This is a genomic window from Pantoea sp. DY-17, from assembly GCF_019795975.1.
GTDB classification, from domain to species: Bacteria; Pseudomonadota; Gammaproteobacteria; order Enterobacterales; family Enterobacteriaceae; genus Pantoea; species Pantoea leporis.
Genome location: NZ_JAIMIG010000002.1, coordinates 803,820 through 828,491 on the forward strand (window position 1 = coordinate 803,820; position 24,672 = coordinate 828,491).

General features: G+C 56.1%; 24 protein-coding genes. 11 read left to right on the top strand and 13 right to left on the bottom strand.

Going from position 1 to position 24,672, the window contains the following annotated elements:
- The first annotated feature begins 64 nt into the window (after positions 1 to 64).
- The 6 genes from K5Y33_RS14070 to K5Y33_RS14095 are packed head-to-tail and all read left to right on the top strand — an operon-like array spanning position 65 to position 6,404.
- On the top strand, positions 65 to 1,270 hold the full coding sequence (locus tag K5Y33_RS14070; RefSeq protein WP_222234303.1) for an SfnB family sulfur acquisition oxidoreductase: 1,206 nt from the start codon (positions 65 to 67) through the stop codon (positions 1,268 to 1,270).
- A 9-nt stretch (positions 1,271 to 1,279) separates the two neighbouring features.
- Positions 1,280 to 2,482, top strand: coding sequence for an SfnB family sulfur acquisition oxidoreductase (locus K5Y33_RS14075; RefSeq protein WP_222234304.1), 1,203 nt, complete (start codon positions 1,280 to 1,282; stop codon positions 2,480 to 2,482).
- Positions 2,479 to 3,840: an LLM class flavin-dependent oxidoreductase gene (locus tag K5Y33_RS14080; protein ID WP_222234305.1), complete on the top strand. Its 1,362-nt coding sequence runs from the start codon at positions 2,479 to 2,481 to the stop codon at positions 3,838 to 3,840. Before K5Y33_RS14075 ends, K5Y33_RS14080 begins: the two co-directional genes overlap by 4 nt.
- A gap of 20 nt (positions 3,841 to 3,860) precedes the next feature.
- Entirely contained in the window at positions 3,861 to 4,667 is an 807-nt protein-coding gene (locus K5Y33_RS14085; RefSeq protein ID WP_222234306.1) for a MetQ/NlpA family ABC transporter substrate-binding protein, read from the top strand.
- Positions 4,668 to 4,669: 2 nt separating this feature from the next.
- Positions 4,670 to 5,770: a methionine ABC transporter ATP-binding protein gene (locus tag K5Y33_RS14090; protein WP_222234307.1), complete on the top strand. Its 1,101-nt coding sequence runs from the start codon at positions 4,670 to 4,672 to the stop codon at positions 5,768 to 5,770.
- The gene (locus K5Y33_RS14095; protein ID WP_061719142.1) at positions 5,754 to 6,404 is read left to right on the top strand and encodes a methionine ABC transporter permease; all 651 of its coding nucleotides are present in this window, start codon (positions 5,754 to 5,756) and stop codon (positions 6,402 to 6,404) included. The genes K5Y33_RS14090 and K5Y33_RS14095 overlap by 17 nt, the downstream gene beginning before the upstream one ends.
- 90 nt (positions 6,405 to 6,494) lie before the next feature.
- Here K5Y33_RS14095 and K5Y33_RS14100 read toward each other — a convergent pair whose 3' ends face one another.
- Complete coding sequence (locus tag K5Y33_RS14100; RefSeq protein WP_222234308.1) at positions 6,495 to 7,397, bottom strand: LysR family transcriptional regulator; 903 nt, start codon at positions 7,395 to 7,397, stop codon at positions 6,495 to 6,497.
- A gap of 100 nt (positions 7,398 to 7,497) precedes the next feature.
- Between K5Y33_RS14100 and K5Y33_RS14105 the strand changes: the two genes are divergently transcribed.
- Positions 7,498 to 8,565 (top strand): SDR family oxidoreductase, encoded by a 1,068-nt coding sequence (locus K5Y33_RS14105; RefSeq protein WP_222234309.1) that lies wholly within the window; start codon positions 7,498 to 7,500, stop codon positions 8,563 to 8,565.
- Between the two features lie 167 nt (positions 8,566 to 8,732).
- On the opposite strand, the gene yahO is transcribed toward K5Y33_RS14105, so the two are convergent.
- From yahO to K5Y33_RS14145, 8 genes are all read right to left on the bottom strand, one after another.
- Entirely contained in the window at positions 8,733 to 9,002 is a 270-nt protein-coding gene (gene yahO / locus K5Y33_RS14110) for a DUF1471 family periplasmic protein YahO (protein WP_101761698.1), read from the bottom strand.
- A gap of 162 nt (positions 9,003 to 9,164) precedes the next feature.
- Positions 9,165 to 9,794: an NrsF family protein gene (locus K5Y33_RS14115; protein ID WP_210080419.1), complete on the bottom strand. Its 630-nt coding sequence runs from the start codon at positions 9,792 to 9,794 to the stop codon at positions 9,165 to 9,167.
- Positions 9,781 to 10,338: a sigma-70 family RNA polymerase sigma factor gene (locus K5Y33_RS14120; protein WP_192234665.1), complete on the bottom strand. Its 558-nt coding sequence runs from the start codon at positions 10,336 to 10,338 to the stop codon at positions 9,781 to 9,783. The genes K5Y33_RS14115 and K5Y33_RS14120 overlap by 14 nt, the downstream gene beginning before the upstream one ends.
- 17 nt (positions 10,339 to 10,355) lie before the next feature.
- A complete protein-coding gene (locus K5Y33_RS14125; RefSeq protein WP_222234310.1) occupies positions 10,356 to 11,585 on the bottom strand; it encodes a protein-disulfide reductase DsbD in 1,230 nt (409 codons plus the stop codon).
- A 14-nt stretch (positions 11,586 to 11,599) separates the two neighbouring features.
- Positions 11,600 to 12,166, bottom strand: a complete 567-nt coding sequence (locus K5Y33_RS14130) for a peroxiredoxin (RefSeq protein ID WP_101761694.1) — start codon at positions 12,164 to 12,166, stop codon at positions 11,600 to 11,602.
- A gap of 94 nt (positions 12,167 to 12,260) precedes the next feature.
- Entirely contained in the window at positions 12,261 to 13,547 is a 1,287-nt protein-coding gene (locus K5Y33_RS14135) for a type II toxin-antitoxin system HipA family toxin (protein WP_222234357.1), read from the bottom strand.
- A 20-nt stretch (positions 13,548 to 13,567) separates the two neighbouring features.
- Positions 13,568 to 13,810 carry a type II toxin-antitoxin system antitoxin HipB gene (gene hipB / locus K5Y33_RS14140; RefSeq protein ID WP_110866779.1) on the bottom strand — a complete coding sequence of 81 codons (243 nt, stop codon included), beginning with the start codon at positions 13,808 to 13,810 and terminating at the stop codon, positions 13,568 to 13,570.
- 176 nt (positions 13,811 to 13,986) lie between these two features.
- A complete protein-coding gene (locus K5Y33_RS14145) occupies positions 13,987 to 14,652 on the bottom strand; it encodes a TetR/AcrR family transcriptional regulator (protein ID WP_222234311.1) in 666 nt (221 codons plus the stop codon).
- Between the two features lie 79 nt (positions 14,653 to 14,731).
- On the opposite strand from K5Y33_RS14145, the gene K5Y33_RS14150 reads away from it, so the two are divergent.
- Positions 14,732 to 16,252, top strand: a complete 1,521-nt coding sequence (locus tag K5Y33_RS14150) for an MDR family MFS transporter (protein WP_222234312.1) — start codon at positions 14,732 to 14,734, stop codon at positions 16,250 to 16,252.
- A 5-nt stretch (positions 16,253 to 16,257) separates the two neighbouring features.
- Here K5Y33_RS14150 and K5Y33_RS14155 read toward each other — a convergent pair whose 3' ends face one another.
- The 3 genes from K5Y33_RS14155 to K5Y33_RS14165 form a co-directional block, all read right to left on the bottom strand.
- A complete protein-coding gene (locus tag K5Y33_RS14155) occupies positions 16,258 to 17,673 on the bottom strand; it encodes an amidohydrolase family protein (protein WP_222234313.1) in 1,416 nt (471 codons plus the stop codon).
- A 7-nt stretch (positions 17,674 to 17,680) separates the two neighbouring features.
- Positions 17,681 to 18,649, bottom strand: a complete 969-nt coding sequence (locus K5Y33_RS14160; protein ID WP_222234314.1) for an ABC transporter substrate-binding protein — start codon at positions 18,647 to 18,649, stop codon at positions 17,681 to 17,683.
- A gap of 168 nt (positions 18,650 to 18,817) precedes the next feature.
- On the bottom strand, positions 18,818 to 19,111 hold the full coding sequence (locus K5Y33_RS14165) for a hypothetical protein (protein WP_222234315.1): 294 nt from the start codon (positions 19,109 to 19,111) through the stop codon (positions 18,818 to 18,820).
- Positions 19,112 to 19,156: 45 nt separating this feature from the next.
- Here K5Y33_RS14165 and K5Y33_RS14170 point away from each other — a divergent pair, with 45 nt between their 5' ends.
- Positions 19,157 to 20,134, top strand: a complete 978-nt coding sequence (locus K5Y33_RS14170; RefSeq protein ID WP_192234677.1) for an isopenicillin N synthase family oxygenase — start codon at positions 19,157 to 19,159, stop codon at positions 20,132 to 20,134.
- A gap of 239 nt (positions 20,135 to 20,373) precedes the next feature.
- The gene (locus tag K5Y33_RS14175) at positions 20,374 to 20,925 is read left to right on the top strand and encodes a C40 family peptidase (protein ID WP_101761687.1); all 552 of its coding nucleotides are present in this window, start codon (positions 20,374 to 20,376) and stop codon (positions 20,923 to 20,925) included.
- A 37-nt stretch (positions 20,926 to 20,962) separates the two neighbouring features.
- Here the strand turns inward: K5Y33_RS14175 and fhuE are convergent, their stop codons facing one another.
- Positions 20,963 to 23,116 carry a ferric-rhodotorulic acid/ferric-coprogen receptor FhuE gene (fhuE, locus tag K5Y33_RS14180; protein WP_222234316.1) on the bottom strand — a complete coding sequence of 718 codons (2,154 nt, stop codon included), beginning with the start codon at positions 23,114 to 23,116 and terminating at the stop codon, positions 20,963 to 20,965.
- Between the two features lie 452 nt (positions 23,117 to 23,568).
- Here fhuE and K5Y33_RS23710 point away from each other — a divergent pair, with 452 nt between their 5' ends.
- Positions 23,569 to 24,657: a YncE family protein gene (locus K5Y33_RS23710; RefSeq protein WP_255610322.1), complete on the top strand. Its 1,089-nt coding sequence runs from the start codon at positions 23,569 to 23,571 to the stop codon at positions 24,655 to 24,657.
- The last annotated feature ends 15 nt before the right edge of the window (positions 24,658 to 24,672 follow it).

Sequence of the window (24,672 nt, forward strand, 5' to 3'; positions counted from 1 at the left end):
CACGGCCTGCTGAGTTTTTCAGTGCAGGCTTACACTTCGCTGTGCAGTAAAAGTGAAATCAGCTATGACGCAAAACAGTGACGAGATTATTAACCGCGCAGCGGTATTAAACAGCAATGAAGAAGCCATCGCCGCCGCACGCCATTTGGCCGGGCAGGCGAAAAGTGGCGCAGTTGAGCGCGATCAGCAACGCATCTATCCCATCGCGCTGCTCGACCAGTTCACCGCGTTGGGACTTGGCAGCATCAGCGTGCCGCGCGAATTGGGTGGCGCAGGTTTGTCGTACCAGACCATGGCCGAAGTGTTTCGTCTGATCTCCGCCAGCGATCCGTCGCTGGGGCAGATCCCGCAAAACCACTTTGGTCTGATTCAATTCATCCTTGGCGAAGGTTCTGCCGCGCAACAGCAGCGGCTGCTGAGCGCGGTGGTGCAGGGCAAACGTCTGGGCAACGGCGGACCGGAGAAAAACACCAAACATACGCAAGACGTACAGGCGCAGCTAGTGACAACGTCACACGGTGTGCAACTCACCGGCGAGAAGTTCTACTCTACCGGCGCGCTGTTCGCCGACATTCTGGTCACCACGGCGATGCACGATCAGCAGCCGAAAATGGCCTTTATTCCGCTGCCGACGCCGGGCGTGGAAATTGTGGATGACTGGTCCGGTATTGGCCAGCGCACTACCGCTAGCGGTACGGTGAAGTTGCATCAGGTTGTGGTTGATCCTGCGTTATTGATGTCGTTGCCTCCCGCTGAAAAACCGACGCTGCGCGGCGCAGTTTCCCAGCTGATTCAGGCGGCGATTGATGCGGGCATTGCGCAAGGTGCGCTGGATGAGGCGCTGGAGTTTGTGCGCAGCAGCTCGCGACCCTGGGTGGATGCCAATGTCAGCCGCAATGCCGACGATCCCTACATCCTTGCCGACGTGGGCCGCATCAGCACCGAACTGAGCGCCGCCAACGCGCTGCTGGCTCGTGCTGCCCGGGTACTCGATAGCATCGATCAACAGGCGCTGACCGCCGAAAACTGCGCACGCGCATCGATTGCGGTAGCGGAAGCCAAAGTGCTGACCACCGAAGTGGCGCTGCGTGCCAGTGAGAAGCTGCTGGAATGGGGCGGCAGTCGCGGCACCTTGCTGCGTCACGGTCTTGATCGTCACTGGCGCAATGCGCGCACTCACACGCTGCACGATCCGGTGCGCTGGAAAACTCATGCCATCGGCAACTATTACCTCAATGATGCGCTGCCTGCGCGTCATGCGTGGATTTAAGGAGCAACCATGACGCAGGTATCGCCTAAACAGCGCGCGACGCGCATTGAGAATGCCCAGCAGGCGTTGCAGGTCGCGCAAGAGCTGGCAGAGCGTTTTCGTGCCGGTTCTGCCCAGCGCGACCGCGAACGTGAACTGCCGCACACCGAGTTACAGCAGCTGTTTCAATCCGGGCTCGGCGCCATCACCGTACCGCGTGACTTTGGCGGCATTGAGATTTCAACTGCCGAACTGGCAGAGATTTTCGTGCTTTTGAGCGCCGCCGACGGTTCGATTGGTCAGGTGCCGCAGAACCATTTTTACGCGCTGGAAGTGTTGCGCATCAACGGCAGCGAGGCGCAGAAACAGCGGCTCTACGCCGAAGTGCTGGCGGGCGTGCATCACGGCAACGCGCTGGCGGAATTCACTTCGCCCGCCGCGCATCAGCGTTCTACGGCAGTTTCGCAGCAGGCGGAAGGATTACGCCTCAACGGCAATAAGTTTTACTGCACCGGCGCGCTGTATGCCGATCGCATTCCGACGCTGGCGATTGCGGATGATGGCAAGGAGCAGCTGGTGTTTGTGCCGCGGCATCAGCATGGCGTCAACGTGATTGATGACTGGAGTGGCTTCGGTCAGCGCACCACCGGCAGCGGCAGCGTGCAATTCAGCGACGTAGCGATTGCGCCGGAAGATGTGGTGCCGTTCCAGACGGCGTTTGAGCGTCCGAGCACCGTTGGGCCCTTTGCGCAGATTATGCATGCCGCTATCGATCAGGGCATTGCACGGGCGGCGTTTGACGAGATGCTCGATTTCCTGCGTCAGCGCGCGCGGCCGTGGCCGGACAGCGGCGTCGACCGTGCGAGCGACGATCCGCTGACGCTTGATCGCACCGGTCGTCTGGCCGCACGTTTGAGCGCCGGCGATGCGTTACTGGCGATTGCGGGTGATGCGGTTGACGTGGCGCAGCGCGATCCCAGCGCTGAAAACGTGGCGCTGGCGTCGGTGGAAGTTGCCAAAGCGCGCGCCTGGACCACGGACGTGTCGCTAGAGGCCAGCAATCTGCTGTTTGAACTTGGCGGATCGCGATCCAGCCTGCGTGAGCACAACTTTGACCGCCACTGGCGCAATGCGCGTACCCACACCTTGCACGATCCGGTGCGCTGGAAATATCCGGCCATCGGCAACTACCTGCTGAATGGCGTGTTGCCGCCGCGTCGGGGGACGATATGAGCCACAAACAGATTCTGCTCAACGCCTTCAATATGAACTGCGTTGGGCACATTCATCACGGTATGTGGACCCATCCACAGGATCGTTCAGTGGATTTCAACTCGCTGGATCACTGGCTGGATCTGGCGCGTTTGCTGGAGCGCGGGCTGTTTGATGGGCTGTTTATCGCCGATATTCTCGGCGTGTATGACGTTTATCAGCAAGGCATTGGCCTGACCGCCAAAGAGTCGATTCAGCTACCGGTGAACGATCCGCTGATGCTGATTTCCGGCATGGCCAGCGTTACGCAGCATCTGGGTTTTGGCGTCACCGCCAACCTGAGTTATGAAGCGCCGTATCCGTTCGCGCGCCGCCTTTCCACGCTCGATCACCTGACCAAAGGGCGCATCGGCTGGAACATCGTCACCGGTTATCTCGATAGCGCCGCGCGTGCCATGGGCCAGCAACAGCTGCTGGCGCACGACCGCCGCTACGATCAGGCCGATGAGTTTCTCGATGTCACCTACAAGTTATGGGAAGGCAGCTGGCAGGATGATGCGCTGGTGCAGGATAAAGCCAATCGTCGCTACGCCGATGCCAATAAAATTCACCAAATCAATCACCAGGGCGAGTTCTATCAGGTGCAGGGTTATCACCTGAGCAGCCCGTCGCCGCAGCGCACGCCGCTGCTGTTCCAGGCCGGTTCCTCGGCGCGCGGCGTGCAGTTCGCCGGACGTCACGCCGAGTGCAGCTTTGTGAATGCTGCGTCACCAGCAGCGATGCGCGAGCAATCGACGCGCTTGCGCCTGGCGGCGGTGGAGGCCAAACGCCATCCTGACGATCTGCGCATTTTTATGGGCGTCAGCGTGATTGTCGCGCCTACCGAACGTGAAGCGCAGGAGAAGCATCAAAGCTACCTCGCCTACGCCAGCCCGGAAGCCGGCATCGCGCACTTCTCCAGCTCGATTGGCCTCGATCTGGCGGCGTTCGAACTCGATGAGCCGATTCAGACCGGCGACACGCGCGCCATAGAATCGGTGAGCAAAGCCTTTAGCGGCTGGACGCGGCGTCGTTTGCTGGAGCAGCACGCGATGGGCAGCCGCTATCCGCTGATCGTTGGCAATCCGAGCCAGGTCGCGGATGCGCTGATTAAGTGGATCGACGAAGGCGATATCGACGGCTTTAACCTGACGCGCATCCTTAATCCGCAGAGCTACCGCGATTTTATCGATCTGGTGGTGCCGGAATTACAGCAGCGCGGCCGCTTCAAGACCGCGTATCAGCCCGGTTCATTGCGGCAGAAAATTTTTCAACAGCAGGACCGCTTGCCCGATCGCCATCCGGCGGCGCGCTGGCGCGACGGCGTTAACCTTCGTTAATTTAACCTCAGGGATCTGATATGAACATTGCACGTCATTTTGCGCTGGCTGCCAGCGTCGCACTGCTGGCGTTTAGCGCCGTCGCCGGCGAAAACTACAGCGGGCCGCTGAAAGTCGGTACTACAGCAGCCTTTGCGCCGCCGCTGGAAATCGCGGTGGCTGAGGCGAAAAAACAGGGTTTGAACGTTGAGCTGGTGGAGTTCACCGACTGGACCGCGCCGAACGTCAGCGTTGAAAACGGCGATATCGATGTGAACCTGTTCCAGCACAAACCGTTCCTGGAGAATGCCAATCAGCAGGGCGGATTCCATCTGGTGCCGTACGCGCCGGCGATCATCAACAACATCGGGCTCTATTCGAAAAAACATACCGCGATTGACCAGATCCCCGATGGCGGCACGGTGGCGATTGCCAACGATCCGATTAACGGCGCGCGCGGCCTGCTGCTGCTGCAAAAAGCCAGGCTGATTAGCTTAAAACCGGGCGCGGGCCTCAAATCTACCGTAGATGACATTGTCAGCAATCCGAAGCATCTGAAGATTATCGAAGTGGAAGCGGTGCAGCTGTCGCGTTCGCTGGATGAAGTCGATTTAGCGCAGGGTTATCCGCACTATCTGCGCCTGTCGAAGACCATCGATCCGAACAATGCGCTGCTGTTTGATGGCCTGGAACATCCGGAATACGTGATTCAGTTCGTGATCCGCGACGGTCATCAGAACGATCCGCGCCTGGCGAAGTTCGTTGATATCTACCAGCATTCGCCGGTGGTGCGCGCCAAGCTGGATGACTTTTACGGCAAGCTGTATCAGCCGGGCTGGAGCCAGTAAGCATGGTGAGCCTGACGCTACCCGGCGAGCGCGATGCGTTGCTGTCACCGACGGCCGAGACGGCAGGGAAAATCCACGTGCAGATTCGTGGCTTGAGTAAACGCTATCCCGGCCAAACTCAGGATGCGCTGAAAGAGGTCGATCTGCAGGTTAAGCGCGGCGAGATTTTCGGCATCATTGGCCGCAGCGGGGCCGGTAAATCGACGCTGATCCGCTGCCTTAATCGCCTGGAAAAGCCTACTCGCGGTCAGGTGGTAATTGACGGGATTGACCTCGGCACGCTGAGCGATCGTCAGCTGGTGGATTGGCGACGCGGTACCGGCATGATTTTCCAGCACTTCAATTTGCTGTCGGCGAAAACGGTACGGGAAAACATCGAGCTGCCGATGAAAGTGGCGGGCGTGCCTGCGGCGCAGCGGCGGCGCAAAGTGGATGAACTGCTGGCGCTGGTGGGCCTTGAGCAGCGCCAGCACGCGTGGCCTGCGCAATTGTCCGGCGGGCAGAAGCAGCGCGTAGGCATTGCGCGCGCGCTGGTGCACGATCCGGAATTGCTGCTGTGTGATGAAGCCACCTCGGCACTCGATCCAGAAACCACGCGCTCGATTCTGGCGCTGCTGAAGAAGATCAATCAACAGCGTCACATCACCATTGTGCTGATTACCCATGAAATGGACGTGGTGCACGATCTCTGCCATCAGGTGGCGGTAATTGATCAGGGCGAAATCATTGAGCGCGGGCCGGTGTGGCAGGTGTACAGCAATCCGCAGCAAGAGACCACGCGACAGCTGCTCAATCCGCAGTTCAGCGCGCTGCCGGAAGCGATTCAACCGCTGCTGACGCCGACGCGCGAGCGTGGCGATTCGCGTCTGCTGGTGCGGTTGCGCTACACCGGACAGGGCGCACAGCCGGATTTGGCGGCGCTAAGCGCACGGGTTGGCGGGGAACTGACGTTAATGTATAGCGCGGTGGAGTGGGTGGACAGCAAACCGACCGGGCAAATGTTGCTGCTGCTTGATGCGCAGCATGACGCTGACACCGCGCGGACGCGTTTAACCCCGATTGCGGATCAACTGGAGATACCGGGCTATGTCACTGGCTATTGATCGTTTATGGATTGGGCTGCTGGATACGCTGCTGATGGTGGGCGTGTCGTCGCTGCTGGCGCTGGCGCTGGGTTTGCCGATGGCGGTGATTCTGGTGGTAACCGGACGCGGCGATCTGTTTCCCAGCCCGCTGCTGAATCGCGTGCTGGGCTGGGTGGTGAACCTGTTCCGTTCGATCCCGTTTTTGATTCTGATGGTGGCGCTGATTCCCTTTACCCGCTGGATCGTCGGCACCACCTACGGCGTGTGGGCGGCGGTGGTGCCGCTGACGCTGGCGGCGACGCCGTTCTTTGCGCGTATCGCCGAAGTGAGCCTGCGCGAAGTGGATAAAGGGCTGACCGAAGCGGCGCAGGCGATGGGTTTTCATCGCTGGCATATTATCTGGCATGTGCTGCTACCCGAAGCGCGGCCCGGCATTGTGAGCGGCTTTACCATTACGCTGGTGACGATGATTAACGCCTCGGCGATGGCCGGCGCGATTGGTGCGGGCGGCTTGGGCGATTTGGCGTATCGTTATGGTTATCAGCGTTTTGATATGCAGGTGATGCTGACGGTGATTGTGGTGCTGGTGGCATTGGTGACGGTGCTGCAGTTCTTTGGCGACAGGTTGTCGCGCCGGTTGAATCACCGTTGATATCAAAAAAAGCGCAATAAATTACGCCGCTACGCCAGGTGTGCAGAGGGATAGCGGCGCGATTCATCGCGCGCTTTTGACCTTATGTTTCTATCTGATCTGCAATCCCTCTAACGCCGCCAGCAACGCATCCACTTTGGGTAACAGCTGCTTGCGGCGCGGCCAAATCAGGGTTAACGCCAAACCATCCGGCTGCTGCTCGGGCAGAATGATCTCCAGCTCGCCGCGCGCCAGCGGTTCACGCACCAGCCACGATGGCATCTGTGCCACGCCTAATCCGGCACACAGCGCCTGCATCTGCGCATCCACATCACCCAGCGCCATGCGGTGCGGCAGGTTACGCCAGTGCGGATAGCCATCTTCCGTGGTGAACAGCCACGGCTTGGTGCTGCCATCGACGCGTTCATACATGATCGCCTGATGCTGCAACAATTCGGCTTCGCTGCTGGGCCGACCCACGCGCGCCAGATAATCGGGTGATGCGCAAAACACCATGCGTTCGCGGCCCATCTGGCGACAGCCCAGCGAGGCGGGCAGATCCGGCGATCCACCAATGCGCACCGCAACATCAATCCCCTCATCAAACAGATCGATAAAGCGATCGGAAAAAGTCAGATTGAGCTCCACATCCGGATGCTGGTGGCAAAACGGAATCAGCAGCGGCATCACGCCGAGGCGTCCATAGGTGTTCGGCACCGCCAGGCGTAAGCGGCCAGAAGGAATGGTGCGCTGCGCCGCCAGCACCGCTTCGGCTTCTGCCAGCTCCTCCATAATGCGTAAACAGGTTTGGTAATAGGCGTTTCCGGCGTCGGTGAGTTTCAGGCTGCGGGTGGTGCGCTCCAGCAGGCGCGAACCCAGGCGGGTTTCCAGCCGCGTCACGCTTTTGCTCACTGCCGAACCGGTGAGATGCAGCCGCTCAGCGGCGGCGGCAAAGCTGCCACTCTCGACGCTGGCAACAAACGGAACAATATCTTTCAGGCGCTGATCGTGCATGGATTCGTGAACTCAGGTTGTGAATGCCGTGAATTAATGCCAATGATAGGAATTAAATTCTCTATTAAACTTATCATTACTGAAACCAAGGAGAATTGAAATGCAAAAGCAGGCATTGATTGTAGGCATTAGCGGTGTGATTGGACGTGCGCTGGCGGAAAAATTGCAGCGCAAAGGTTGGCAGGTCAGCGGTTTATCGCGCGGACGTGGCGCAGTGCCTGAAGGTTGCCGCAGCCTGACCGCCGATCTAACGGATGGTGATGCGGTGCGTGCTGCTCTGACAGAAGAGCAGCCGGATGCGCTGTTCTTTAGCGTCTGGTCGCGCCAGGAAAATGAGAAAGAGAACATCCGCGTCAATGGCGGCATGGTGCGTAACGTCATTGAAGCACTGGGCGAGCGTCTGAAGGGATCGCATGTGGCGCTGGTGACCGGCCTGAAGCATTACCTCGGCCCGTTCGAAGCCTACGGTAAAGGCGCAGTGCCGGTGACGCCATTCCGCGAAGAGCAGGGACGCCAGCCGGTCGATAACTTCTATTACGCGCAGGAAGACGAGGTGTTTGCCGGTGCGGAGAAATATGGCTATCGCTGGAGCGTACATCGTCCGCACTCGATTGTGGGCTTTGCGCTGGGTAACGCGATGAATATGGGCCAGACGCTGGCGGTGTATGCCACGCTGTGCCGCGAGCAAGGTTTGCCGTTTATCTTCCCGGGTTCGCCAGAGCAGTGGAACGGTGTGTCCGACGTAACCGATGCGGGTTTGCTGGCGGAACAGCTGCTGTGGGCCGCAACTGCGGCAGAAGCGGCCAATCAGGACTTCAACGCGGTGAACGGCGATGTGTTCCGCTGGAACTGGTTGTGGCCACGTCTGGCGGCTTACTTTGGTGTGGAAGCGGCGGAGTATCCGGCGCAGATGATGCCACTGGAAGGACGCATGCAGGATGCGGCTGAAACGTGGCGCGAGGTGGCGGCACGTTATCAATTGCGTGAAGCGGACATCACTAAACTGGCATCATGGTGGCATACCGACGCGGATTTGGGACGCCCAATGGAAGCGTTCACCGATATGAGCAAGAGCCGCAAAGCGGGCTTTACCGGTTATCGTTCAACGCTGGATTCATTTACGCAGTTATTTGATCGACTGAAAGCGGAGAAAGTGATTCCGCAGTAAATTTTGATTGAAAAGGGCGGCTCATAGGGGCCGCTTTTGCATCATTAAAATATAGCGACACACCATCAGCTTTATTGTCAGGCAACCTGATCGGCAATTTGTTTTATTGAAAATAATGCCCCAGCATAAGCTATGTTTTTAAGCTTATACTGAGGCAAAATGGAAACTTACTTTTTCTTATAAACGATGGCGGTACCATGTATTTTGTTATTGGTATTCGCGGAGGTTACGACAAAGATATCGCCGCCTTTTTCTTCAGCCAATTTAGACAGTTCCTCTCTGGCGCTGGCGGGATCCGTTTCACCCGAGGTGGAAATGTTCCCTACCTCTACATATTGATCTTTTACCTTTTCAAACTCAACTTTGCTCATCAGGTCTGCGGCGAGTGAGCTGAAAGATACCGAGCTTGCTAATAATACGAAAATTAACTTTTTCATACGTATCCTTGGATGAGGTAATTGATGGGAATATAATTATATTGCTATTATTCTATAGTTTAGAAATAGCGTATTTACAATGTGAGTGAGCCGATTTTTAATCTTTTGCGCGGAAATATCACACCAAAGAATTAACTTAACCATTGCACTCTTTCACTCGACTCACTTCAACGTCACCCAACGTTTTCCCACCAGCACCGTCATCGCCACAATCGTCGCTATCGCCGCCAGATGCATGACAAAATCCAGCGGATGCAGATGCACCGGATGGCAAAATGCCAGCAGCGTCACCGCCATGCAGGAGACGCCCAAACCGGCCATCGCCAGGCTGCGCACCGGATGCAATGCGCGGGTGCGGCGTAGGCTGGCGATCATCAGCACCATCATCGGTGTGCTGACCACCAGCAGAAAGGTAAAGCAGCGCGCGCTGTCATTGTCATGTTCGATTGGCACTTCACCGGGAATCTGGCTGATGCTCATGCCGAGCCACAGCAGGCCAATCGGCAGTAGCGCTTTCCAGCTGATACTGCGGCGTCCGGCGATGCTCATGTTGAAAGCGCTGCGGATTGCCAGCGTGCCGAGCACAAAGGCCAGCACCAGCTGCAAGATCGCCTGCAGCGCGCCCGGCTGCGCCCAGTCTGTGACACTGCGCTGCACCAGGAAGCTGGCGGCAATGCCGCAGGGCAATGCCAGCAGTAGCCAGGTGATAACGCGCCAGCTAGTGGATCGCAGCGGTTTAACCGGTCGCATCTCGCGCCCGAGTTTTTCAATTAACAGGTCATGATCGGTCATGATTGGCTCCAAAGCGGCGCAGATTGGTCAGCGCGCGGTGCAGCAGCGATTTCACTGCGGCCACACTCAGATTGTTATGCGCGGCCGCTTCCGTCAGGCTCATTTCGCGCAGATGCACATGTTCGACAATTTCGCGCTGACGCGAAGGGAGCTGGCGCAGATATCCGGCCAGCTCTTCCTGCGAGTCCTGCTGCGGTGCGTCTGGCGCACTGGCGGCTTCCGGCACGATAGCGTTGTTAACTTCCCACTGCTGATGGCGGCCACGTCGCCGCAGCGCATCAATCGCGCGCGCCGAGATAATCGCCATCAGCCAGGGTAAAAAAGGGTAGGCAGGATCATAGGTGTGACGCACCCGATGCACCGTTAGCAGCACATCCTGAATCACATCTTCTACCAGTGCATCATCGGCGATCTGTTTGCGTGTTTGCGAACGAATCACCGGCACCAGCGCTTTCAGCAGTCGGGTATAGGCGAGCTGATCGCCCGCCTGCGCCTGTTCCATTAGCGCGGGCCAACCTTCGCGCGCGCTATCGCTTGTTTGCATAATCCGCCTTGTTGTTCTTACGCCTTCTTGCTCGCCTGGTTCAGTGCGTTCACCACAATACTCGGTGTCAACACCTGCGGCAGCACTTTGGGCGGTCCGCCGTCGGCAGGATAGACCAGATACATCGGTAATCCGCCCTGACCAAACTCACTCATGGTGTCATCCACGTCCGGGTTAAATTTAGTGGAATCTGCCACCATGTACAGCGTGCCGGTTCTAGCGATGGCCTCTTTAACCGCCTGGGTTGAGAGCGAGGTTTTTTCATTCACCTGACAGGTGATGCACCAAGATGCGGTGAAATCGACAAAGATCGCTTTCCCGTGACCGCGCTGCGCTTCAACCGCCTGCGGCGTCCATTTGGCTTTGGTCACTTCCGCCGTCAACTGATCGCCGGCCAGGCCTGCGCCGGGTTTGATCAGCGTTGGCAGCGGGGCGATCACCGCGATAATCAGCAGCGCCGTAACGGCAAACAGCACCTTGTGACTTTTACCGGCAAAGTGGCGATGTTGCGCCATGCCGTACAACCAGCCGGCGAAGGCGACCACCACGGAAGCGGCCAGCAAGGTGGCCAGCGCCGCGCTTCCCGCTTGCTGCGCCAGCACCCACACCAGCCAGGCATACGCGCCAAACATCGGGAACGCCAGACCGCGTTTCAACACATCCATCCATGCGCCAGGACGTGGCAGGAATTTCGCCAGCGCCGGGAACAGTGAAACTAGCGTGAACGGTGCGGCGAAGCCGATGGCCAGTGCAAAGAAGATCACTAAGGCGACGGCAGGCGGCTGCACCAACGCATAACCAATGGCGCTCGCCATAAAGGGTGCGGCGCACGGTGTGGCGACGACGATCGCCAGCGCACCGGTCAACGCCGAACGCGTAAAGGCACCGCGACCAACATCAACCGAGCCGACGCGCTGCACGGATAAGCCCACTTCAAACACGCCGAGCAAGTTGAGCGCGGCGGCGAGGATCACCAGCGACAGCAAGGCGATCACCAGCGGCGATTGCAGCTGGAAACCCCAGCCAACCGCCGCACCACCGGCGCGTGCCGCCAGCAGGATGCCCGCCAGCGCCATCATGGTCACCACAACGCCGAGTAAAAAGCCCAAGCCTTCGCGACGCGCGCTGGCGGCGTTATCGGTATGGCGCAACAGGCCGAGCGCTTTCAGCGAGATCACCGGAAACACGCAGGGCATTAAGTTCAGAATGATGCCGCCGATGAAGGCGGCCAGCATGGCGGTTAACATCGCTGGCCTCTTACTTAATGAGTTTGCGGGTGAGAAGCGTCGTACTGCTTAACGGCGGCAAGCGCTTTCTCGATATGTGTGTCCGGGTTTCTGTCAGTGTAACTCAGCAGAATGTCGCCATCGGGCGCGATCACGTAAGAGGTGCGATCGGACAGGGTTTTGCCTTTCATCTGCATGGTGGTTTGATACTGCGCCGCCACTTTCGCACCGGGATCGGCGGCAACGGTGAATTTATCGCGGCACTCAAGTTTAGAGAAATCGCTGACCTGATCGGTATTACCCGCGGTCACGCCAATTACCGTGGCACCCATTTTGCTGAAGCTGTCTGTGGCTTCAGCAAAATCGTGCGCTTCAATGGTACAGCCCGCGCTAAACGCCGCCGGGAAGAAATAGAGCACGACCGGGCCTTTCTGTAACGCTTTCTGCAGCGAGAAGGTCAACGGCTTACCGGCCAACGCGCCCTGCAGTTCGAAGTTAGGCGCTTTCGCGCCCACCGGCAATGCGGCACCGGCGTTAAAGGCGGAAAGACCCAGCGCTGCGGTCATGGTCAGGGTACAAACGAGGGATTTGATGCGTTTCATTTTCTGCTCCTGCGATGTATGGGAGTTCCGATTTGGATATCTCTTTAGTTCAGTTCGCTGGGGCAGGGAGGAAAGTTTCGGTGGGGGTGAAAAATTATTTTTGCAGGCGAGCCAGCATGCGCAAGCTGTTTTCAAACAGCGGTTCAGCAATATGCTGAGAAAAATTCGTTGGCAATATTTTGATGACTTGCTCAATCGCGCCAGCCAGTTCGGCTATAAAGAAATCGATAATTTCAATCATTTGGTTTTGATCAAAATTCACCTGCTTTGCCGTGGCTAAAAAATGGCGAGGGAAAATTTTATCTATTTGATTTTTTCTGCCTTTGCTGGCTTTCAAACTCATCGCCAGTTTCAGGTCGCGGATATTCAGACCATTTCCGCCCATCGAGGTGAAGACAGAAATGATGTCGTAGAAAGGCGTAAGACGATAACTTCCGCCGCGTTCGATAAAAACAGAGAAATTTTTGGCATGACCATCCGTTGCGCCAATCAACCACTGGAATACCTGGAATTTCATAAAGGCATAGCGATCGGCCAATGCATTACTGGATCCCATCAGGAATTGCATAATATCGGCGATGCCGGGTCCACCATCAGATTCATATTTGCGTGCTGACGGTAAGCCGAATGCCTGACACATGTCTTCCTGAGGTAACCGTAGCAATTGTGTCTGCTGGTGGTTCCAGCGCCGGTCAAAACGTTGCACGGCCAACGCCTCCATCTTGCCCGCGCGAATGATGCTGGCATCGGGCACGGCAAATCCCAGCTCTCTCGCCAGCGCTAAGCAAAGATACTCATTTTCGACACTTTCACGCATATCCAAAGTGGCAAAAGGTTGCTTAATTTCACCGATGGGCAATTTGATAATGTGCGATGTGGGCGTGGCGCCATGCGGAATGGCCCAGCCATCGTCCGTTGCCAGCAAGGCTGTTTTCTCCTGAGCACCCGCTACGGAGATGTGAAAGTCTTGTTCTTCACTGATCATGCCCAACGGAATATCGGCCTGATAAGCCGATAGCACACGTTCCAGCTTATCTTCATTCAGCCTTTCGAAGTTCAATCCTAAATCGGCGGGCGTATTTTCCGGTGGCAGCAGCATGACGGCACCGACGCTATCTTTGCCGATTTCACTCAGCAGATCGAAAGGCTGACGGGATTTCGCGTGATAACGCGCGACAATGCGATCGCGTACTAAAGGGTTGTCAGGGAGTAGATTATCAAAATAGTTGAGCACTGCGGTGGATGTGATCACCGGCAACTGTAATGGCAACGACAGAGATAAAGGCCTGGCAAGGCGATTGCTCAACCAGCTCGGGTGGTATTGGAAAGTATGCGCACCGTTGGTATTGCGCGTGAGAATGCCTACGCGTTCGCCGTTCATCCAGGCAATCAATTCCTGTTTCACCAGTCATTCTCCTGACCATTTACAGCCGATGGATCTTTTTCCTGCACGTCCATTTTTAGATCAAGTGACTGTAATATTTTGAACAGCGTCGCGAGCGTGGTGAGGTCGGGATTGTTTTCAAAGTGAGATATGGTGGCTTGCTTAAGGCCGACTTTTTTCGCCAGCTCACTTTGCGTCCAATGGTTTTTTTGGCGAATTAGCCTGACGTGATGAGCAAGTTGACGCGGACTGTAAATCATCGCTTATTCTCATTTAGGATCGATGCGAAAGCCAGGATTATCCTCTATTGAGGATATTAATGACATTATCCGCTGAAAGGGATAATGTCAACTCTATCCCTTGCGGGGGATAAATAGAGCTTTATCCTTTACAGAGGATAAATTGGTTAAAATTAAGGTCGCCATGAATGGCGACCTTAGGTTGTTGACTGGATCCCCTGACAAAACAGACTCAACGTGTGCTGGACAATGATTTCACGCGAGTAAGCGGGATCGCTGGCAAAGCGGGTAAAGGGCACCAGCACCAGGCTGAGAATCGAAGTCATCAGCAGTTGTGGCTCCAGATGGGGGTTGAGTAATCCTTGCTGCTGCCAGCCTTCAATCAGTTTTTTCACTTCATCACGTTCACCGTGACCAAAGCGCTTTTTGATGTGCTGACCTAAACCGCCTTCACCTTGCATCACTTCCTGCATCCACAGCGGCGCGAACCAGTTGTGTGTGGTGACGATGTCCGCCACTTCACGGATAAAGGCGCTGAACGTGGTGACGGGATCGCGCGGGTCATCCATAAAGTGCGCCACCAGGCGCTGGCGTAACGGCAAAAAACGCTCCTCAACCACAATATCCAGCAGCGATTCGCGCGACTGAAAATAGTAATTCAGCATCGCTGGACTCACGCCCGCTTTGCGCGCAATCGCGTTGAGCGAGGTTTCGCCGATGCCGTTTTCGGCATACAGCGCTAAGGTGATGTCGAGCAGATGTTCGCGCTGCTGCACGTTGATCGCGCCGCCGCGCGGACGGCCGGGACGGCGGGGTTTGACTGCGTTGGCCATATCGTCAGCAGGGACTTTTCGTGCGGTCATCTTTACTCGCTCACTTGATTCATGTCAGACTGCAGGCAATATTAATTGTGCATTTAATTAATTTCAATTGGTGTCTGTTATGAAACCCCAAACACTCGCGCCGCAGTCGGGCAGCGGGCAGGATAATCCTCCTTCTGTCCGCTTACTGATGAGCGCTTTATTACTGGTGATGCTGCTGGCGGCGCTGGATCAAACCATCGTCTCCACCGCGTTGCCGACTATCGTCGGCGAACTGGGTGGGCTCGATCGCCTGTCGTGGATCGTCACCGCTTATATGCTGGCTTCGACGATTGTGGTGCCGCTGTACGGCAAATTCGGCGACCTGTTTGGTCGCAAATCGGTGCTGCAGATCTCGGTGGTGCTGTTTTTGATTGGCTCGGCGCTGTGCGGTCTGGCGCAAAATATGGAGCAGCTGATTTTCACTCGTGCGCTGCAAGGCTTAGGCGGCGGTGGTTTGATGGTGGTGAGCATGGCGGCGGTCGCCGATGTGATTCCCCCGCAAGAGCGCGGTAAATATCAGGGCCTGTTTGGCGGCGTTTTCGGTCTGGCAACGGTGATTGGGCCGCTATTGGGCGGTTTTATCGTGCAGCACGCTTCATGGCGCTGGATTTTCTACATCAATTTGCCGCTTGGTTTGTTTGCGCTGGTGATCATCAACGCAGTGTTTAAGACCGACAACAAACGCAAGCCGCATGAGATTGACTATCCCGGCGCGGTGTTTCTCAGCCTGGCGCTGGTGGGTATCACGCTGTTTACCAGCGAAGGCGGCACGTTACGTGAATGGTCCGATCCGCTGCTGTGGTGCATTCTGGCGTTTGGTGTAATTGGCGTGATCGGTTTTATTTATGAGGAGCGCCGCGCCTGGGAACCGATTATTCCGCTGTCGCTGTTTCGCAATCGCAGCTTCTCGCTCGCCAGTTTGATGGCGTTTATCGTTGGCATGTCGCTGTTTGGCAGCGTGACGTTTTTACCGCTCTATCTGCAAGTGGTGAAGGGCTCCACGCCGACCGAAGCCGGTTTGCAGCTGCTGCCGCTGATGGGCGGATTGCTGATCACTTCCATCGTCAGCGGACGCATTATTAGCCGCACCGGCAAATATCGCCTGTTCCCGATTGGCGGTACTTTGCTGGCGACTGTCGGCATGGCGCTACTGACCACGCTGACCATCGATGCACCGCTGTGGCATATCTACCTGTTTGCCTGCGTGTTGGGGATGGGAATGGGCATGGTGATGCAGGTGCTGGTGCTGGCGGTACAGAACACCGTAACGCCCGATCGCATCGGTGTCGCTACCTCGTCGGTCACGTTGTTCCGCTCGGTTGGCGGTTCGATTGGCGTGGCGCTGTTTGGCGCGGTGTTTAGTCAGGTGCTGAAATCGGGTTTGACCACGCTGGTGGAGCAGGGCAAAGCATTGCCGCGTACGCTCGATCCTGATGCGGTGCACCGTTTGCCGCATGATACCCAGCAAGCCTATTTGCAAGTGTTTGGCGATGCGGTGCATTCAGCCTTTCAAATGGCGGCGGGCGTGATGCTGCTGGCCTTTGTATTGTCGCTGTTTCTGCCGGAATCACCGCTGCGCAAGAAAGACGCAGCGGCGTAACGCGGTTAAACCGCCGCGCGTTGTTGCAAGGTTTTTACCGCTTGTGCAGCGTCGCGGCCCAGTTCCGCCAAATCCACTCCGGCAATCACATCATCCTGCACCAGCAGTTTTCCGGCACAAATCAGCGCCTTTAAACTGGCGCGTCCGCCGCTGGCCACCGGGCCAATGGCGGGATCGTGCAAACCAAAATAGCGCGGATCGTCGAGCCGATAGATGGCGATATCGGCGGCCATGCCAGGTGCAAGGCGGCCGTTGTTTAAGCCTAAAACCTGCGCGCCACCGGATGTGCCCCAGCGCACCACATCTTCAATGCGGGCGGCGTCGCCACCGCCTTCAAAGGTTCCACCGGCATAACGCGGCTGCGCCAGCATCCCTTTGCGCGCGCGCTGGAGCTGCCAGGCGGCGTGGGCTTCGCTTTGCATATCCGCCGCTTCATTTGAGGCCGCGCCATCAACGCCAATCGAGATCTTCACGCCTGCGTGTTCCATTGCCACCAAATCGGCAATGCCGCTGCCGAGGCGCGCGTTACTTTGCGGGCAGTGCGCGATACCGCTGCCCGCCGCGCCCAGCATGGCGATCTCTTCCGGCAGCAGTTTCACCAGATGCGCAAACCACACGTCATCGCCAATCCAGTCGTGTTCGGCGCAAAACTGCAGCGGCGTCATACCGAACTTCGCGCGTGCGGCATCGAGATAATCAACGGTTTCCGACAGATGGCTGTGCAGGCGAATATCGAGCTGACGCGCCAGGCGTGCGCTCTCGCGCAGCTCCTGCGGCGTGGTGGAGTGCAGCGTGGTGGTCGGCGCCATCACGATGCGGCGCATCGCGCTATCCTGCGGTTGGTGATAGCGCGCCACCAGACGATCAACATCGGCCATCATGCTATCAAAGCTTTCCGGGCGCAGTGCGGTGGGCAAGTCGCTCTCTAAGCCACGGCTTTGCGTCGCACCGCCGCGACACAGCACGAAGCGCACGCCTAGCTTGTCGGCTTCATCGAACAGGATTTCTGCGCCATCAAACGGCATATCAGGCCAATAAAGATAGTGATGGTCTGCGATGGTGGTGCAGCCGGAACGCACCAGCTCGACCAGACCCACCCGCGCGGCGATGCGAAATGTCTGTTCGTCGAAGGCACCACGAAAGCGATACGGCGTCGCCGCCAGCCAGCTGCCCAGGCTCAGGTTGAGACCTTGGGGTTCGCCTTTCAGCAGCGATTGAAACAGATGATGATGCGTATTAACCCAGCCGGGATAAACCACGCAATCGCGGGCGTCGATCACGGTTTCATCGGCGACAGCCTCAAGTTCGCCCATCTCCACAATCAGGCCATCGCGCAGTCGAATATCGCGCGCGCTGCTACGCGGTTGCTGTTTATCGCCGGTCAGGATCGCGGCGCAGTGTTGAATTAGCAGTTGGCTCATGAGCACCTCACTCCACTTTCGCCGCGACAAACTGCGTGCTAAACGCGCTCTGCCAGTCGGTGGACGCTTTGAGTAAACCGGCGTTGACCATAAAGTCACGCGTTGCCTGCCAGCGTTTATCCGTCATCACGCCTAAACCTTGCTGCGCGGCATCGCCGCCGTCAATCAGGTGCAGGGCTTTCATCTGCGATACGCCAAAGGCCAAAACCGCGTCGGTCATCTGCGGGTTCTCCTTTTTGATCAGCCCATTACCGGCAGCCGGATTGGCAAGGTAGGATTTCCAGCCTTCCATTGATGCCGCCACAAAACGCTTCAGGACATCCGGCTCTTTTTGCAGCAAATCGTCGCGCGTCACCAGAATGCCGCCGTATGCCGGATAGCCATAATCGGCAAACAGATAGAATTTGCTGTCCGGCTGCACCTCTTTAATTTGCTGCACTTCGGAGGTGGCGTAGGCTTGCTGCGCAGTGTTTTTGTCGGCGAGAAACGGTTGCATGTTGAAGGTGTAAGGGCGCGCCTGACCATCCTGCAGCTGATATTTGCCTTTCAGCCACGGCCACCAGCTGGCTTGTCCGCTGGCCGATACCAGCACGGTTTTACCTTTCAGCTGATCCAGCGACTTCACATCGCCGTGGGTGACAATGCCTTGCGGATCAAACTGAAACGGCGCGGCGATGGCTTTCAGTGGGAAGTTGCGCTCAACGCCCTGCAGCACTTGCAGGTCATAGCTGACGATGACATCAGCACGATTCGCCAGCAGCAGCGTCATGTTATTCAGCTGTGGCCCGCCGGAGCGCACCTCAACATCCAGCCCATATTTTTTATAGATGCCGGTGGCGAGCGCCTGGTAATAACCGCCTTGTTCAGCCTGCGCGACCCAGGTGGTTTGCAATACCAGTTTGTCGGCGGCGTGCGACAGTGCAGAGCTGCTCAGCAGAGCAGCGAATAAGGAGAAACGGAAACGCGACATTGTCATATAACCCCCAATAAACGTTGAGTTTGTTGTCGTCATCAGGGGCGTAGCGGCGCATGGCGTGCTCACGATGCGTATGCGCATCGTCCCCTGACGAGGTACAGCTAATGCTGTAGAGCAATGTCCTGCGTGCATCTGTTGTCACGCTGACCGCTTATACTCAGTGGGGATTTAGCAAAGCGCATGCCATTCGTGCAACCCACTGAAAGCAATATAGTTGATATTGATGGTGCCGGGCTTTTGCTTCATCGATCGCTCATTAATGAGGCAAATCAGCGTGTTTTGCACCGCCATTGTGCAGACCGGATGCGGCAGATTCCCTAACGTATTGATTTTAAGCGGCACAGCGTGCTGGCACAGCCTTTGCTTGGCTGAAACTGAGTAGAAGCTGTCAACCGTGGTTTCACCCGGTGGGTCATTGCTCGATCGCCTGCGGTATTCAGCAGGCGCGGGGATGACTGCCACGCTGCGGGCGGGTCATCCGTTATCGCTCAATAACGAGGTGCACCAATGGAAAAGACCACTTATGACATGCATGAACTGGCGAAAGAATCGCGTATGGGCGCGCGCGGCGTAGAAGCTGCACGTGATGTGCGCATCATCGATCTCTCCGATTTCGACCAACGTAAAGCGGAAATAGCCGATCAGCTGTGGCAAGCCGCCACCGAGATTGGGTTTTTCCAGGTTTCCGGCCACGGTATTCCGCTCGACGACATCAATGCGGCTTTTACCAACGCAGAACGCTTTTTTGCGCTGCCACAAAGTGACAAAGCGCGTCATCCACTCAGCCGCAATGCCGGCTGGGAATACCGCGCGCAAATCCGTCCATCTACCGGTAAACCGGACCAAAAAGAGTCGTATCAGGTGACGCGTCCGCGCATGGCAGGCTTGTGGCCGGATGAGGCCACCTTGCCGGGTTTCCAGCATGATGTACTGAAGTTCGAGCGTCAGTGTTGGGAAGTGGGCATGCGCTTGCTCTCCTGTTTTGCCCTGAAGTTGGGATTCTCCGACGATTTCTTTGCCAAAGCGCATGAGCCTTCGCGCGAAACCTACCAAAGCACGCTGCGGATGCTGCACTACTTTGCCATCAGCGGCGAGCCAGATGGTCCGTGGCGCGCCGGGGCGCACACCGATTTCGATTGTCTGACCTTGCTGTTCCAGCGTGATGGGCAGGGCGGTTTGCAGGTGTGTCCGGGCAAAGAGATGGAAGAGCAAATCTGGACGCCGATCCCGCCGCTGGAAGGCTTAATTACCTGTAATATCGGCGATATGTTGATGCGCTGGAGTGATGACAAGTTACCGTCGAACTTCCATCGCGTCAGCAATCCGCTGCCGGGTGAATCGGTGCCGGCACGCTACAGCCTGGCGTTTTTCTGCCAGGCGAATGAAGATGTGATTATTGAAGGACCGGAGAAAAAATACCCGCCTATTTCCGCGAAGGATTATCTGGCGCAGCGTATTAGCGCCAATTTCTCCGGCAAGTATTAAACGTACAGCTGTAAGTCGAAATTGATGTCGTTCTGTGCAGGAGAGCAAATATTCTCCTGCACAGAAAAAACGCAGCGCGGAAAATAGATTTTTAACTCAAATACAAGATGTTACCGTTGCGTAAACTTAGGTAAAATCAACCGACAAATAAAAGATTTCACTGCGCGCCTATTTATTTCTGCAACTTTTTTACGGTATAAATCTCTGACCACTGTCACCCTCAGCGAAATCACCAACACATGATCAATTCTGCCGCCAGCAAAGTTATCGCCTGCCTGTTTGTTTTCACTCTGGCAGGTTGTTCTTCGAAGTCTTCGCATGCGCCTGCTGAGGAAAGCGTTGATACCTCGGCAGACAACGGCAAACAGCCCGATTTAATCCCGGTGATTGCCGCGCTGCACGATCAAATGCATTCGTGGGAAGGGACCAAATATCAGTGGGGCGGCACACAATTAACCGGCGTCGATTGCTCGGGATTTGTCTGGCGCACGCTGAAAGATCGTTTCAATATTCCGATGGATCGCGTCACCACCAAAGAGTTAATTGCCATGGGCAAACCGGTGGATCAGGCGCATTTGCAACCCGGTGATTTAGTGTTCTTCCGCATTAAACGTGAGCTGCACGTCGGCTTTTATGACACCGATCATCAGTTCCTGCACGCATCGGTGAGTCAGGGCGTGATGCGCTCTTCGCTAAATAATCCATACTGGAAATCGGTTTATTTAGAGGCGCGGCGCTTGCCGAAAGAACAGAATTCGCAGATCAGTTTCAATTATAAAAACAAGGTTTGATGAGAGGTGCGCATAAATGCGCACCTTGAGACTTTACTTAAAACTGATACGAAACGCTCATCGAAACACTGCGCGGTGCGCCATAAACGTAGCTGTTCATGTAGCTGTAATATTCGCGGTCAAACAGGTTATCGACGTTCGCCTGCACCGCCACCTGCTTAGTCACCTGATAGCGCGCAAACAGCGAAGCCAGCGGAATGCTGCCCTGATAAACGCGCACGCTATCGCCGCTGGCATTGGTGGCATCTTCAAACACGCGGTTCTGCCAGTTGATGCCGCCGCCAACCGTGAGATCCGGCAACATCGGCAGCTGATAACGGGTAAACAGCTTAAAGGAAGTCTGCGGCTGATAGCTGTTGAAACGTCCCTCTTTATCCCGCGCCACGTAGCGTGTGGCACCGAACGTCAGCTGCAGATTATCCGTTAGCGCGCCATTCAGCTCAAACTCCGCACCTTTACTGACCGCACCTTTGGCGGGCGCATAAGCCTGTTCGTTGCCGCTCAGATAGACGCCATTAATCGCTTGACCGACGTTGTCCTGCTCAATACGGAATACCGCCACCGTCGCGGTTAATCGACCATCATACCAGGCGGACTTCAGGCCGGTTTCATAGCTTTTACCGGTAACCGGCGACAGGTATTTGCCGTTGATGTCGCGATCGGTTTGCGGCAGGAAGATCGAGGTATAGCTGCCGTACGCCGACCAGGTATCGTTAATGTCGTACACCAAACCAGCGTACGGCGTGGTGTTATTGTTCGTCATATCACCGCTGCTGCCGTTGGTGCTCCACTGTGTGTAACGCGCACCAATAATCAGCGACAGCGGATCGGCCAGCGAGAAGCGCGCGGCGGTATAAGCCGATTTCTGGCGAATGGTATCGTCGGCATTCTGATACCAACCTTGCCACAGCGGCTCGGCTATGTTGCCGTTCCAGCTGTTATTGAAAATGCCCATATCGTTTGAGGCGATGTTGTAGTTTTCCAGATCGGTAACGCCATCCTGGCTGTAAGTGGCGTTGTGCTGGCGGCTGTAGCTCATGCCCGCCATTAACTGATGCTGACGACCTAACAGCTCAAACGGACCGCTGGCGTAGCCGTCGAACGAATCCATCTGACGTTTACCGCGATCCATGCTGCCATAGCCGGTGGTGCCTTCGCCGCTGTCCTGATCGGCGCTGCCCATCACATACAGCAGCTTATCGTTAAAGGTGTTCTCGGCGTGCGTGCCGTTGACGTGGATGTTCCAGCCGTTATCGAAGTTATGATCGATGTCGGCGAATATTTTGCGCGAATTGGTGTTGTAACGCGCCCAGTTGGCGGCGGAGTTGAGGCTGCGATCGTAATGCGTGGTGGCGTTGTTGCTGTAGAACATCGGCAAGCCGCCCCACGTTGGATTGCCGGTGTTAGCATCTTCGTAGTCGTAGCCCAGCGACAGCGTGGTGTGCTCAGTGATGTCGGCATCAATCACGCCGTAGAGGAATTTTTTGGTTTTGTGGTAGCGATCAAGCCAGCTGTCTTCATCGCTGTAACCGGTTACGACGCGACCGCGCAGGCTGCCATCCTGGTTTAGCGGTGCTGAGAGATCCGCAACATAACGCTGTTTGTTCCAGCTACCGTAGCTGGCGCTGACCGCACCGGTAAAGATTTTGCTGTCGGCGTGTTTACGTACCATGTTGATCGATGCAGACGGGCTGCCCGCGCCGGTCATCAATCCGGTGGCGCCGCGTACGATCTCAATACGATCGTAAATGGCGGTATCAGAAGCGGCATCACCGTAGTTCCAGGCGTCATTAACCGAGGTCGGGATGCCATCGAACGAGAAGTTGGTGACTTTAAAGCCGCGCGAATAGTATTCCGAGCGTTCGCTGTCGATCAGATTGGTCGAGATGCCGGTGGCGTTGGTCAGCACATCGTTCACCGATTGCAGGTTCTGATCCTGCATGCGCTGTTGCGTTACCACGCTCATTGACTGCGGTACATCGCGTGGCGTCAGCAACAGCTTAGTGCCCGCTCGCGTGGTTTTTACCGCGTAATCCTGCTTTTCATTGTTATCGCTGTCGCCGCTTGCAGATGCATCGACCACCAAATCCTGCTGCGAATCGCTTGCTGCCTGCGCCAGGCTTGGCGTAAGTAGGGCATGAATCGTCACCGCCAGCAGTGAGACGTTAAAGGTTTTCCTGATGCCAGACATAAAATTTCCTGTTGAAACGCGTGTTATAGGAAGCTGTTTTGCTTCGTTTTTTATCGTTTACGTCGTAACTCATTCGCCCAAATGGGCAGAAGAGCAGGCACGCAAAGCGCCACTGCGTATTTATTGAGAAAGCCAATGATAATCATTTGCTTTAAAGAATCTGCGGAAGGTTGCAACTGTAATTGTAATAATGTGTAAGTAGGTTATGAATCAATGGTTTACGGGTGAAAATAACCTGTTAATTGCTCACGTTTTCCTATTTTTTCAGGCGATATTTGGACGTTTTTAGTAAAGAAAGGTGTGCGGCATGCTGGAATCGATCTACGGCAACGTAAGGAAGATCGTCGAGAAAGTTGCTAAGTTTATGCTAATGCGTATGATTCTCATTCTTCTTGTATTTTCCGTACGCGTACGCGCGAAACGGAGCCGTTCATCCATTGATGGAGTTGAGCATGAAATCGTTATTTAGCCCGCGCAAAGCCGCCGTAGCGGCAGCGATCGTCGCTGCATTCAGCCTGGCCGCTTGCCAGGCTCCGGCGAAAAAAGCCGAAGCGCCAGCCGCCGTTGCCAAGCCAGTTGATACTTCTTTGACCCAGCGCACTCTGGGCGATGGCCTGTATGAAATGGCGTATTCGCCTGCTGCGAAAGCGTTATACGTTGCCAGCGCGCAGAGCTTTAAAGACGTTAACGGTGGTGTAATTTATCGTCTCGACCCAACCACACTGGAAACGAAAGGCGTTACGCATACCGATTTGAAAAACTTTGGTACGGCGATCGATGAAGCGGGCAACGTGTTCTACACCACCAACTCGCTGGATGGCGCTATCTCTAAAGTGGATGCGCAGAGCGGCAAAGTGCTGGAACGTTTAGTTTTCCCAGGCAAGAAAGATAAAGAAGGTTATCCGGCGGGCGCGCGTGAAGTGCTGTGGCACGGCAACGAGCTGTATGTCGGTCGCGTAGCCGATCCGGGTTACATCTCGGTGGTTGACGTGAAAACCTTCAAGCTGAAAGCCACCATCAAGAATGCAGGCAAATGGGTAACCGGCATCATCTATTCCCCGCTGACTGAGCGCATTTACGCGACCAACGGCGCGGGCGAGATTCTGGTAATCAATCCACGCACGCACAAAATTGAGAAGCGCTGGACCGCCGGCGACGGTAAAGAGTATCTGTTCCTGAATATGGCGGAAGATCCGGCTACCGGCCGCCTGTTCGTCACCGACGATTCGAAAGGCAAAGCCACGCTGGTGTTTGATGAGCGCACTGGTAAAGTGATCAAGCGTATTGAAGGTGATGCGCTAGCGATTAAATTCAACGCTAAGCGTAATGAGATCTACATCAGCCAGCGCGAATCGAAGAAAGTGCTGCAGCTGGATGCCACCACTTACGCGGTGAAAAACAGCTGGTCGTTTGATAACAATCCAAACAGTCTGCTGATTGGCCCGGACAACAACACGCTGTATGTCACGTTGAAAGCGGAGTTCAACAAAGACTCCTCAACCAAAGGCCAGGATCAGATTGCGCGCATCGCACTGAAATAATCCCCGACCTGTAGC

What these genes read in the sequence shown, in the direction of transcription:
- K5Y33_RS14070 (WP_222234303.1), top strand. Translation starts at nt 65, where the DNA reads ATGACGCAAAACAGTGACGAGATTATTAACCGCGCAGCGGTATTAAAC.
- K5Y33_RS14075 (WP_222234304.1), top strand. Translation starts at nt 1,280, where the DNA reads ATGACGCAGGTATCGCCTAAACAGCGCGCGACGCGCATTGAGAATGCC.
- K5Y33_RS14080 (WP_222234305.1), top strand. Translation starts at nt 2,479, where the DNA reads ATGAGCCACAAACAGATTCTGCTCAACGCCTTCAATATGAACTGCGTT.
- K5Y33_RS14085 (WP_222234306.1), top strand. Translation starts at nt 3,861, where the DNA reads ATGAACATTGCACGTCATTTTGCGCTGGCTGCCAGCGTCGCACTGCTG.
- K5Y33_RS14090 (WP_222234307.1), top strand. Translation starts at nt 4,670, where the DNA reads ATGGTGAGCCTGACGCTACCCGGCGAGCGCGATGCGTTGCTGTCACCG.
- K5Y33_RS14095 (WP_061719142.1), top strand. Translation starts at nt 5,754, where the DNA reads ATGTCACTGGCTATTGATCGTTTATGGATTGGGCTGCTGGATACGCTG.
- K5Y33_RS14100 (WP_222234308.1), bottom strand. Translation starts at nt 7,397, where the DNA reads ATGCACGATCAGCGCCTGAAAGATATTGTTCCGTTTGTTGCCAGCGTC.
- K5Y33_RS14105 (WP_222234309.1), top strand. Translation starts at nt 7,498, where the DNA reads ATGCAAAAGCAGGCATTGATTGTAGGCATTAGCGGTGTGATTGGACGT.
- yahO (WP_101761698.1), bottom strand. Translation starts at nt 9,002, where the DNA reads ATGAAAAAGTTAATTTTCGTATTATTAGCAAGCTCGGTATCTTTCAGC.
- K5Y33_RS14115 (WP_210080419.1), bottom strand. Translation starts at nt 9,794, where the DNA reads ATGACCGATCATGACCTGTTAATTGAAAAACTCGGGCGCGAGATGCGA.
- K5Y33_RS14120 (WP_192234665.1), bottom strand. Translation starts at nt 10,338, where the DNA reads ATGCAAACAAGCGATAGCGCGCGCGAAGGTTGGCCCGCGCTAATGGAA.
- K5Y33_RS14125 (WP_222234310.1), bottom strand. Translation starts at nt 11,585, where the DNA reads ATGTTAACCGCCATGCTGGCCGCCTTCATCGGCGGCATCATTCTGAAC.
- K5Y33_RS14130 (WP_101761694.1), bottom strand. Translation starts at nt 12,166, where the DNA reads ATGAAACGCATCAAATCCCTCGTTTGTACCCTGACCATGACCGCAGCG.
- K5Y33_RS14135 (WP_222234357.1), bottom strand. Translation starts at nt 13,547, where the DNA reads ATGAACGGCGAACGCGTAGGCATTCTCACGCGCAATACCAACGGTGCG.
- hipB (WP_110866779.1), bottom strand. Translation starts at nt 13,810, where the DNA reads ATGATTTACAGTCCGCGTCAACTTGCTCATCACGTCAGGCTAATTCGC.
- K5Y33_RS14145 (WP_222234311.1), bottom strand. Translation starts at nt 14,652, where the DNA reads ATGACCGCACGAAAAGTCCCTGCTGACGATATGGCCAACGCAGTCAAA.
- K5Y33_RS14150 (WP_222234312.1), top strand. Translation starts at nt 14,732, where the DNA reads ATGAAACCCCAAACACTCGCGCCGCAGTCGGGCAGCGGGCAGGATAAT.
- K5Y33_RS14155 (WP_222234313.1), bottom strand. Translation starts at nt 17,673, where the DNA reads ATGAGCCAACTGCTAATTCAACACTGCGCCGCGATCCTGACCGGCGAT.
- K5Y33_RS14160 (WP_222234314.1), bottom strand. Translation starts at nt 18,649, where the DNA reads ATGACAATGTCGCGTTTCCGTTTCTCCTTATTCGCTGCTCTGCTGAGC.
- K5Y33_RS14170 (WP_192234677.1), top strand. Translation starts at nt 19,157, where the DNA reads ATGGAAAAGACCACTTATGACATGCATGAACTGGCGAAAGAATCGCGT.
- K5Y33_RS14175 (WP_101761687.1), top strand. Translation starts at nt 20,374, where the DNA reads ATGATCAATTCTGCCGCCAGCAAAGTTATCGCCTGCCTGTTTGTTTTC.
- fhuE (WP_222234316.1), bottom strand. Translation starts at nt 23,116, where the DNA reads ATGTCTGGCATCAGGAAAACCTTTAACGTCTCACTGCTGGCGGTGACG.
- K5Y33_RS23710 (WP_255610322.1), top strand. Translation starts at nt 23,569, where the DNA reads ATGAAATCGTTATTTAGCCCGCGCAAAGCCGCCGTAGCGGCAGCGATC.